Source organism: Gottfriedia luciferensis, from assembly GCF_002156865.1.
Classification (GTDB): Bacteria; Bacillota; Bacilli; order Bacillales; family Bacillaceae_G; genus Gottfriedia; species Gottfriedia luciferensis.
Genome location: NZ_NCTA01000070.1, coordinates 1 through 10605, shown reverse-complemented (window position 1 = coordinate 10605; position 10605 = coordinate 1). Strand labels below are relative to the sequence as shown.

The window sequence follows — 10605 nt, the reverse complement described above, 5'->3', positions numbered from 1 at the left end:
AGCCTCCTCGGCAAGCCTGCGGGGTCTCACCCTTCCCGCTACTCCCATAGGAGTCTCCCACATTCCACTCCAATCAATCTCTTATAAAATTCTATAATATAACTTTATATAAAATCATTATGGAAAATGTGTTTTGTAAAATATCAATATTTAACATTAACAGAGCAAAAAATAAAAAAAGCAGGAAAGAATTTACCTAAATCCTAGCCCACTACTTTTTGTTTTTCCTAAACTTAGCGTACTTGATTCCATACAATTGGTTGAGAATTGTTAGATGCTACCGAATTTGTTAACACATTTTGAACTTCTGTTTGATTAAACATTGATATCTTTTTATTAGCATCTGACATATTCGTTTCGTACCCAGTCAGTAAAATAGATAAACCACATGCAACCACCATTGATAAAATAATTCTTTTCATTTTGTTTTCTCCTTTCGATCTTTTTTCATATAAAAAAACCAAGACAACTAGTCGTGGTTTGACGTTCGTTTTTAAACGTAAAAACAACTTTATCATGTACAAATATAGTCGTCAAATGGTTTTTTTTTACATTTCCCATGTAAACGATTACGGAAAAAGCTTGAATTCTAATGTAGTAAAGTTGGTAATCGTTTACATTTATCTAACCTAATTTTTGAACTAAATTTTAAAATAAAATAAGCCAGTATGATTCGATTTTCTCGATGCACACTGACTTATTTAGGATTAGTTTCCTACACTCAAATTAAATTTAACTTTAAGTACCCCTGTAATAAAATCAACAATATTTTGTGGATTTTGTTTTTCTAATCCTTCTAAATACAAGTTTAGCGATTTTTTCCACTGACTGATTTTCCAATCATCATTCATTATTTTTAAAATTTGCTGTTCAATCGATTCCTTTAAATCAATTGGAAAGATCAGCTCTTTATTTTTTAAATAGTTTAAATTGATTTCTTCTTGTCCCGGAAGTGAAGAATGGACGAATATTGGAAGTCTCTTTTGAATTGCTTCACTAATCGTTACACCTCCAGGCTTCGTAATAATCGCATCAACCTCATCGTACAATGAATTCATTTCCGATCTTGAAGTAATATAAGGTATTGGCTTAATATTTTCTATATTCCATGAAGTGATTTCTTTATACAGTTTACGGTTTTTACCACAAAGAACTAGGTAGTCTAAACTACTCGACTGTTTTAGCTTGTCTAATAATTTAATTATTCCTCCTAAACCACTATTTCCTCCAGATATTAATATTTTTGGACGAACATTTTTAGGATGAAATGCTGTATTATTTTTAATATCTTGATGAATCGGAATTCCAGTTACAATCATTTTATGTTTAGATATGGCATATTTCCTATCTAATAAATCTTTGACTTCCTGACTGGGAAGGAAATGATAGTTGATTCCCTCTAATCCCCACACCGAATTAATAAAGAAATCTGTATATACATTTATAACTGGTACATTACTCTTACCTTTTACTTTTAATTGACTTAATATTTTCGAAGGAAAACCGTGTGTACAAATAACTAAATTTGGTTTTTCTCTTATTAATATTTGCTCCATTTTCTTCTGAAAAATATGATTAGACCATTTAAATGTGTTATCTCTTGGAGTCTCATCATAAAAAAAGTTTTTATAAAAATAGTTATAAGTAACTGGAGCATATCGAATCCAATTTAAATAGCTACCAGTAATCATTTTTTCCAATGGTTTATTTGTATAACTTAACAAATCAATTTTTTTTAATACAATATCATTTGTTTGTTTTTTGATCATATCGATTAAAGCATCTGCGACTTGATGATGTCCTGATGGCATTCGTAAAAGAGGGAAAAAAAGAATCTTTTTCATATTAATTAACTCCTTTAAAAAACCCATTATTATTAATTAAGCTAATGTATTATTGTTGCTATTTGAATCGTGTCAGTTGATTCGCCTAGAGTGCTTTTAAAGACAAGGCTTAGGATTTAACTTACTCGCCACGTTTGCTCCTGTTAGTTTAAGGCATTAACACTTTATTCCAATCAACTTTTTAGTAAAATACATAATGCAACAATCTAAAAAAAGGGCCTTTTATTTCAGTCCATTGAAATATTCGGTATTAAAATTAATTTAAAGCTACTTTATAATTTGTTTTTTAAGGGATTTAATGTTTTTTTCGTTTTTTCCTAATAGATTTAAAAGTAGCAACGATTAGAAAAACGACTAGTAATGCGATCCCTAAATATGGTACATACTTAGGGTCAATATTAAATTTCTTACCTAAATAGTAGCCACCCATTATGAATGGGATTGTCCATAATAAAGTACCGATTAGCGAAAAGATTGTAAAAGTTAGAAATGGTACATTTGTAATCCCAGCTACGTAAGGACTTAATTGTCTTATTCCAGGCATGAAAAAACCTAATATAATTGTTTTATGCACATTTCCCGAATATTTATCCTTCACTTTCCCTAAGCGTTCAGAAGTAATTCCGATATATTTACCGTAATTTTTAATAAGCGAATTTGCTAAAAATTTTCCGCAAACATATGCTGTGATCATGCCAATAAAAGCTCCTGAAATTGAAGCAATTAACGTCATTCCGAATGTAAGTTGGTTATGCCAAATTAACATTCCCATAAGAAACAAAAGTGATTCTTCTGGTGCGGGAATACCTACAATCCCACAAAATAAAAAAATGAAAATAATAATATATCCATATAAATCAATGTAATGAGATATTGTTTCAATGTTCATACTAACCTCAAATAATTAATTAATTTTCATTCACAGGTATAAAAATAGTACCTTCTTTCATTCTTTCTTCAATGAAGATTTCTAATGCCTCAAGCATAAATTGGGGAGCTAATTCATCTGCCCCCCATGTCTTACCACAATCATGAAGAAGTAAAATAGACCCATCGTCAGTAACCATGCGCAATTGGTCCAATAGATTATTCTTACACCTTTCTACTTTCCAATCGCCAAATATATACGACCACATTACTACCTTATATTTTTTGCAAATGAATGGTGTGAAAAGATTAAAATGACCCCAAGGCGGTCTGTACAAGGATACTTTTTCATTAGTACATTCTTCAATTGCTTTTTCTGTCATTTTTACCGATTTCATTAAATGAAAAGGTGAAAGAATCCAACTTGAGATATGTTCAAAATGATGAATTCCTATCTTATGTCCTTCGCTTTTCATCCGCTTTATAATTTCTGGATGTTGTAATACTTTTTGACCGACCACGAAAAAAGTAGCTTTAATATCATATCTTTTTAACAAATCAAGTAACTGGATTGTATACTTAGGATTTGGACCATCATCAAAAGTTAATGCAATTCCATTTGAGTTATTAAGTCTTTTTGAAATACCATTCCCACTTAAACGAATTAGAACTGTTGGGAGTATGGAATAAATAAGAAATAATAAAAGGAAACAAACGGAAAGAGTAAATATTATTTTAAACACGTTTCATACTTTCCTTTCAATTTTACGAAGAGATCACTCTTTTATTTTTTGGATTTCAAGATTTTCACTCGTTAGTAAAAGAAAACTTAGACACAGTATTAAAACTGCTGTCTCAACGATTAATCTCAAACCCTATTTTAGTTAAATTCTACATTTTCAATTAAATGGCCTTCATAAATAATGTAATGATTAATTAAATTGGCTCGTTAAATTTTTCTTAAAGCCGGTTGGATTTAACTTATGCCAATTCCATGCATCATTTATGATTGAATCAATCTCTTCATGTTTTACAGTCCAACCTAATATTTTTTTTGCTTTTTCATTAGATGCAATTAGAATACTTGGATCACCAGCTCTTCTAGTGCCGATTTTAAAAGGAATTTGATGCTTCGTTACTCGACGAACTGCTTCAATAATCTCAAGTACTGAATATCCTCTGTTATTTCCAAGGTTAAAAGTATCACTTTTCCCTCCACTATAAAGATAGTTAAGTGCTAATAGATGAGCATCTACTAAATCTTCAACATGGATATAATCTCTAATACAAGTCCCGTCGTAAGTATCATAATCATTTCCATATATAGTGATTTCTTTCATTTGATTTAAAGCTACTTTTAAAATTAAAGGAATTAAATGAGTCTCTGGAGAATGATCTTCTCCAATTTCAGCATTACTTCTTGCTCCAGCAACATTAAAGTATCTAAGTGACACATAGTTAATGCCATATGCTAAACTGCTCCATTTCATCATCTTTTCCATCATTAACTTTGTTTCACCATATGTGTTTGTCGGAATTGTACTAAAATCTTCAAAAATAGGAACTACTTCAGGCTCCCCATATACTGCAGCTGAAGATGAAAAAACTATATTTTTAACATTGAACTCATTCATTACTTCTAATAATACATGCGTTCCAAATACATTATTGCTAAAATACTCTAACGGTTTTTGCATTGATTCACCAACAAGACTATTTGCAGCAAAATGGATAACTCCATCAATCTTTTCATTTTTGAAAACGGTCTTTAAAAAATTCTTATTTCGTATATCACCATCATAAAACTTTGCTTTGGAATGGATTGCACCCTTATTTCCAGTTTTTAAATTATCAACGATGACAACGTTAAAACCGTTATCGATCAAATTGTATACCGCATGAGAACCTATATAACCTGCCCCACCTAAAACTAAAATGTTCAAATAGATCACACTCTTTCATTATTGATTTGTTTTTCAACAATCTTTTTATTTTTGAAAACAAACAATTTTTGACCAAAATAATTTAATATGGTGTATAAACCTGAACTAAACAAAACAGCTAAATCTGTTTTAAATTTGTCAGGTAGTAAGTTTTGGTTAGCTAAAGAGTAATCTATAATTTTTGCTCCAAGATTATAAGAAATGAAATAGCAAACTAAAATGACAAGTATAAACAACGGTATACTTTTAGTAACTGAACCATGACTTTTAAATGTAAAATTACGATTCAAAATAAAACTGATACAAGCCCCAATCGCATTTCCTAAAAATGTGGACCACCAATATGACAATCCAACTAAATGGAGCAGTAGATAAATTGATAATAAACCTACAATTGTATTTGCAACACCTACAGCAATGAAACGGATAAACGTTCTATTCATCTTTAAACCTTTTTATGAACAACTTCATTTAAAAGCTCGATCGAATTGTTAATTGAATAAAGATCTGTTTCAATTGCATATCTTGGTCGCTTTTTAACTTCGTGGTAAATTTTTCCTATATATTCACCAATAATCCCGATTCCCATTAATTGAATTCCACCAACAAACCAAATTGATACCATTAAAGATGGCCACCCAACAATTGTATTCCCTAAAATGTGCTGTACAATTGCATATCCACCAGCTATTAAACTAAATATGATCGATAAAAATCCTAAGAATGTAACGAATCGAATAGGAGCTATACTAAAAGATGTTATGCCGTCAAATGCAAAGGAAATCATCTTTTTTAATGGATATTTAGATTCACCTGCTAATCTTTCTTTTCGGTCATAGTAGACCTTAGTCGTTGGAAAACCGACGAGTGGAACTAGTCCTCTTAGGAATAAATTTGTCTCTTTATATTTAAATAATTCTTCTAAAGCTCGCTTACTCATTAGTCTGAAATCTGCATGATTTGGAACTAAATTAATCCCTATTTTCCCCATGAATCGATAGAAACCAAGGGCAGTAGAACGTTTAAAAAATGTATCCGTTTCTCTACTATCTCTTACGCCATAGACAATATCGAAACCTTCAATATACTTTTCTACAAATGTACGAATGACATTTATATCATCTTGTAAATCTGCATCAATTGAAACGACACAATCTGAATGCTTTGTAGCTACTTCAAGTCCTGCAATCAGAGCATTCTGATGTCCTACATTTTTTGCTAGCTTTAGTCCTTTTACATAACAATTTTCATTACTTTCATTTTCGATTAATTTCCATGTTTCGTCCTTACTTCCATCATCTACAAATAGGATTTTACTATCATCTGAAATCAGACTATCATCTATTAAATCTTCTAATAAAAGAGTAAGTTGTTTAGAAGTTTCCTCAAAAACTTCCTGCTCATTGTAACAAGGTACAACAATTGTTAGTAAAGGTGTTTTCATATACAATACCTTCCATTTCAGTCGTTATTTTACTTCATAAAGATAAATGCGCCATGCTGAATTTTTATCATCAAAGATTTTCTTCAAATCGAGTCCAGTCCTTTGTGGATGATCGATCGGTACGGCAGAAAAGATATATTGTCCGCCCATCTGCTTAAACTCTTCTAGATTAAGTTGTAAATTATGAATTCTCACATCCGAGTCCTTTTTAAATTCATATTTCTTCCCTAGTTCTGCGACAAAAATATAGCATCTTCCACCCCAATGATCGAAGTAATTTTCAAGCAAAGGACTTTTCGCTAGTTCTGGAGCAATAATCTTTCTAAATTGATGCTTATACTTTAAAGAATAAAAATTATTATAAGTATCAAGCGTGTAAAATCCGTTATACTGCGCAATTGCTGGGTGAATCCCTATACTCGCAACCCGGTAGCTGTTTTTTGGTTTACCTATATATTTTTCAATTTCTGTAAATTGATTTATTGCATAAAATTGTTTAAAAGATGGTTTACCAGCAACTCGATAAACGATTTCGTCATTTGCACAAAACATAACAATAACTTGAACAGCTAGACATATTTTTACAAATTTTTGCCAACCTTTTCCTTTTATCCATAAAAGATAACCACCAACTGCAAACATCATGTAAATAATTAATGGCCTTAAAAAATGAAATCTAGCAAAATTAAATGTGTTTAATAGCTGATACTGTTCTTTTAATGGCTTCCACCCTTTATAAAACCAAAATGCATACCAAACAGATAATAAAAAGTTTAGGAAAAATAGATAATAATATCTTTGCTCATTCAAATTTCTCTTTTTATTTCTTAATGTCCAAATGGTAATAAAAGATAAAGGTACAATGACTAGAGTGTGAAGGGTCAATACATGAGTATGTCCTAAAAAGTAGTTCTTAAACACTAATCGAACCGTACGCCAAAAACCTAATGTTGAGCTTACAAATTCATTTCGACTAGTTGGTTCTGTTGGAATAACTAATGAATAAACAAGTCTATACTCTATTCCTAAATACACAAAAGTCATTAATAAAATACTTAAAAAGAAAACGAAATTGAGTTTCTTTTTTACAATGACATCTCTTAGCCATAGAAAACCCATAAATGTTAAAAAGAAAAAAAATCCTAATACAAAACTAGAATAGAAAGGTAATAAAATTAGAGTGAGCCAATCTTTCCAATTATATTTTCCACTTCTAATATTCAAAAATGCCCAAAGAGCTAATGGCATCCCCAATGTACTTAACATCCCTGATGGCCAAAATGGAGTTAGTGCAAATGCTAGTGAAACCCATACCCTAATTAGGTAATTTTCTTTTGATGTGACAAAATGTTTTTTTAATAACAAATACATCCCTAAAAATGCAAAAACTCTTGTGATTGTTTGTGCAAGTGAATAAGCAAGCATTGGTGGAAACAAATTATTTAGCCACTGAATGCCGCTAAATTCTGTTCCATATGCATTTCTTGGTAATCCATTTATTATTTGTGGAACTGTAGAATTTATACTACCAAACAATTTCCCAGAATTTTTAAGAGTTCTATACCATGCAATATTTGAATCTAAATTATCATGAACTCTTATATGTGCGTTTTCTCCCAATATGTATAAAGGAGAAAGATAGATAATCATTAAAATGATCGCAAATACTAAATGCTTTTTTTCCTGACTCCAACTTGTATACAATTTCATATTTGTTACACCACTTTACAATTACATATTTCATTTTTAGTTAACTGATTCTTACACTTACAAAAACGATTTTCAGAAAATCTTACTTATATTCCAATGCACTCAACCTATAAAAATAAAACTTGTTCATTTCATCATAAAATTCTTAAATGAAATTCAGATGAAAATTAGGATAAAATTTCATTTAATTTTTTATCTATTTTTTTAAATTAAGTAAAATAGATTAATTTTTTAATGATATGTAACATAACAATTTGACAAAGTTATCTTTCAAACTTAATTTGTCACAATTAATAGGAAAATATTAAATTTAATTCTTTGGGGTGTTCTTATGCTTATTTTTGTGGATGAAGAAAAAAAACAGTTTCATCTTACAAATGGAAAAATAAGTTATTTATTTTACGTAATGAGGAACGGCCATCTAGGGTCATTATATTTTGGGAAGGCAATTGATATTCACTCAGATTTTTCTCAACTTCAGAATGATCACTCTCCGACAACGTATACTTCTTATTTTTTTGGCGATCGGTCATATAGTCTTGAAACGTTAAGGCAGGAATATCCTATTTTTGGGACATCTGACTATCGTGAACCGGCACTTAGTATCCGTCAGCTTGATGGAAGTCATATTACAAATTTCATCTATAAATACTATTCAATTACAAAAGGAAAACCACTTTTACATGGTTTACCAGCCACTTATACAGAAAATGAAGAAGATGCTGAAACGATCCAAATTGTACTAGAAGATTCATTACTTAACGCTGAACTTGTCCTATGTTATACAATTTTTAAAGATTTATCTGCTATAACTAGGAGTGCATATATTTGTAATCAAGGATCCCAACCATTTTACCTAGAACGATTTATGAGTGCTGCCATTGATTTACCTGATCATGATTTCATTATGCTACAGCTTAGTGGCGCATGGGCTAGAGAAAGACATATTAAAGAACGGCCATTAGAAATGGGGACCCAAAGTATTTCGAGTATACGCGGCTCAAGTTCCCATCAGCATAACCCGTTTATAGCCCTTAGAAGAAAAGAAACTACTGAATGTCATGGAGAAGTGTATAGTTTCAATTTTGTTTATAGCTCTAATTTCATTGCCCAAGCAGAGGTCGATCAATTTGATACAACAAGAATTACAATCGGAATTCATCCATTTCGATTTACATGGAAGTTATCGGAAAATGAGCATTTCCAATCGCCTGAAGTTGTAATGGTCTATTCAGAAGAAGGTTTGAATGGAATGAGTCAGACATATCATGATTTATATCGTAATCATTTAATCCGTGGAAAATGGAAGAATGCAGACCGTCCAGTTTTAATTAATAATTGGGAGGCTACCTATTTTAATTTCGATGAAAAAACTCTTATTGAAATAGCAAAAGAAGCAAAAGATCTCGGTATTGAATTATTTGTTTTAGATGATGGTTGGTTCGGTAAAAGGAATAATGCTTTAACATCTCTTGGGGATTGGTATTCAAATACTGATAAATTCCCTTATGGAATTAATCATTTTGCGAATCAAATTCATGAATTAGGTTTAAAATTCGGTCTTTGGTTTGAGCCTGAAATGGTTAGTCCGATCAGCAATTTATTTAAAGAACACCCTGATTGGATTATAAGTACGCCAAATAGACCAGTCTCTCTTGGAAGGAATCAACTAGTTTTAGATTTTTCTAGGGAAGAAATTGTTGTAGAAATCTATAATCGAATGGCCAAAATAATAAAAAATACCAATTTAGATTATATAAAATGGGATATGAATCGATATATTACAGAAGCATATTCAAATGAGTTAGCGAATGACCAACAGGATGAATTTTATCATCGATATATTCTAGGTGTTTATGATTTATATGAAAGATTGATACAACAATTTCCAAATGTTTTATTCGAATCCTGTGCTGGCGGCGGTGGCCGTTTTGACCCCGGTTTATTGTATTTTGCTCCACAAGCATGGGCAAGTGATAATACAGATCCAATCGAACGAATCAAAATACAATATGGTACATCACTTCCATATCCGATTTCATCTATCGGTTCGCATGTATCTGCTTCACCAAATCATCAAACTCGGCGATCTACCCCATTGTCTATAAGAGCAAATGTTGCGTTTTTTGGAACATTTGGCTATGAATTGAACCCTTTCAAACTTAATGAAGAAGAAAAATTAGAAATTAAATCTCAAATACAGTTTTATAAAAAACACCAATCATTAATAAGGAATGGAGATTTTTATCGATTACTTAATCCTTTTAAAGGCAACGAAGCAGCCTGGATGATCGTAAGTAAAGACAAAAGTGAATCAATTATTGGTTGGTATAAAGTACTGGCCACTCCAAATCCAAAAAAGTTTCAAACATTAAAATTAACTGGATTAGACCCACATCGCAAATATCTTCAAAGTGGTTCGAATCATACTTTTTTCGGGAATGAATTAATGTTTAACGGAATCCCACTACCACCTGAATATAATGGACCAAATAAAAAGATTGCTAAAAGAGCCGGTGATTTTCAATCTCAAATCTTTTATCTTGTTAGTATTAAATAGAGATAAAATAAAATTTAAACAAGCCAGTAAAATTTTACTTAATTCAAATGGATTTTATCTTTGTAAATAAAGACTCTGTTTATATTAATGCTGATATTTTACAAAACACATTTTCCAAAATGATTTTATATAAAATTAAATTATAGAATTTTATAAGAGATTGATTGGAGTGGAAGGTGGGAGACTCCTATGGGAGTAGCGGGAAGGGTGAGACCCCGCAGGCTTGCCGAGGAGGCT

At 31.0% G+C, this 10605-nt stretch carries 9 protein-coding genes; 1 reads left to right on the top strand and 8 read right to left on the bottom strand.

Features of this window, described 5'->3' with window-relative positions; all coding sequences use genetic code 11:
• Positions 1 to 233: 233 nt before the first annotated feature.
• The 8 genes from B7R67_RS21330 to B7R67_RS21295 all read right to left on the bottom strand — a co-directional run bounded on the left by B7R67_RS21330 (position 234) and on the right by B7R67_RS21295 (position 7808).
• On the bottom strand, positions 234 to 422 hold the full coding sequence (locus tag B7R67_RS21330; RefSeq protein WP_088073007.1) for a hypothetical protein: 189 nt from the start codon (positions 420 to 422) through the stop codon (positions 234 to 236).
• Between the two features lie 285 nt (positions 423 to 707).
• Positions 708 to 1844 (bottom strand): MGDG synthase family glycosyltransferase, encoded by a 1137-nt coding sequence (locus B7R67_RS21325; protein ID WP_088073006.1) that lies wholly within the window; start codon positions 1842 to 1844, stop codon positions 708 to 710.
• A 295-nt stretch (positions 1845 to 2139) separates the two neighbouring features.
• Positions 2140 to 2733 (bottom strand): DedA family protein, encoded by a 594-nt coding sequence (locus B7R67_RS21320; protein ID WP_088073005.1) that lies wholly within the window; start codon positions 2731 to 2733, stop codon positions 2140 to 2142.
• Positions 2734 to 2752: 19 nt separating this feature from the next.
• The gene (locus B7R67_RS21315) at positions 2753 to 3454 is read right to left on the bottom strand and encodes a polysaccharide deacetylase family protein (protein ID WP_235822239.1); all 702 of its coding nucleotides are present in this window, start codon (positions 3452 to 3454) and stop codon (positions 2753 to 2755) included.
• A gap of 189 nt (positions 3455 to 3643) precedes the next feature.
• Positions 3644 to 4654: a UDP-glucose 4-epimerase GalE gene (galE, locus tag B7R67_RS21310; RefSeq protein ID WP_088073004.1), complete on the bottom strand. Its 1011-nt coding sequence runs from the start codon at positions 4652 to 4654 to the stop codon at positions 3644 to 3646.
• A 5-nt stretch (positions 4655 to 4659) separates the two neighbouring features.
• On the bottom strand, positions 4660 to 5097 hold the full coding sequence (locus B7R67_RS21305; protein ID WP_088073003.1) for a GtrA family protein: 438 nt from the start codon (positions 5095 to 5097) through the stop codon (positions 4660 to 4662).
• A gap of 2 nt (positions 5098 to 5099) precedes the next feature.
• Positions 5100 to 6098, bottom strand: a complete 999-nt coding sequence (locus B7R67_RS21300) for a glycosyltransferase family 2 protein (protein ID WP_088073002.1) — start codon at positions 6096 to 6098, stop codon at positions 5100 to 5102.
• Positions 6099 to 6122: 24 nt separating this feature from the next.
• On the bottom strand, positions 6123 to 7808 hold the full coding sequence (locus B7R67_RS21295) for a DUF6044 family protein (protein ID WP_088073001.1): 1686 nt from the start codon (positions 7806 to 7808) through the stop codon (positions 6123 to 6125).
• 331 nt (positions 7809 to 8139) lie between these two features.
• Here B7R67_RS21295 and B7R67_RS21290 point away from each other — a divergent pair, with 331 nt between their 5' ends.
• Complete coding sequence (locus tag B7R67_RS21290) at positions 8140 to 10368, top strand: alpha-galactosidase (RefSeq protein WP_088073000.1); 2229 nt, start codon at positions 8140 to 8142, stop codon at positions 10366 to 10368.
• Positions 10369 to 10605 lie beyond the last annotated feature (237 nt).

Excerpts from the sequence above, each read along its gene's own strand:
- B7R67_RS21330 (WP_088073007.1), bottom strand. The coding sequence starts at position 422 with ATGAAAAGAATTATTTTATCAATGGTGGTTGCATGTGGTTTATCTATT.
- B7R67_RS21325 (WP_088073006.1), bottom strand. The coding sequence starts at position 1,844 with ATGAAAAAGATTCTTTTTTTCCCTCTTTTACGAATGCCATCAGGACAT.
- B7R67_RS21320 (WP_088073005.1), bottom strand. The coding sequence starts at position 2,733 with ATGAACATTGAAACAATATCTCATTACATTGATTTATATGGATATATT.
- B7R67_RS21305 (WP_088073003.1), bottom strand. The coding sequence starts at position 5,097 with ATGAATAGAACGTTTATCCGTTTCATTGCTGTAGGTGTTGCAAATACA.
- B7R67_RS21300 (WP_088073002.1), bottom strand. The coding sequence starts at position 6,098 with ATGAAAACACCTTTACTAACAATTGTTGTACCTTGTTACAATGAGCAG.
- B7R67_RS21295 (WP_088073001.1), bottom strand. The coding sequence starts at position 7,808 with ATGAAATTGTATACAAGTTGGAGTCAGGAAAAAAAGCATTTAGTATTT.
- B7R67_RS21290 (WP_088073000.1), top strand. The coding sequence starts at position 8,140 with ATGCTTATTTTTGTGGATGAAGAAAAAAAACAGTTTCATCTTACAAAT.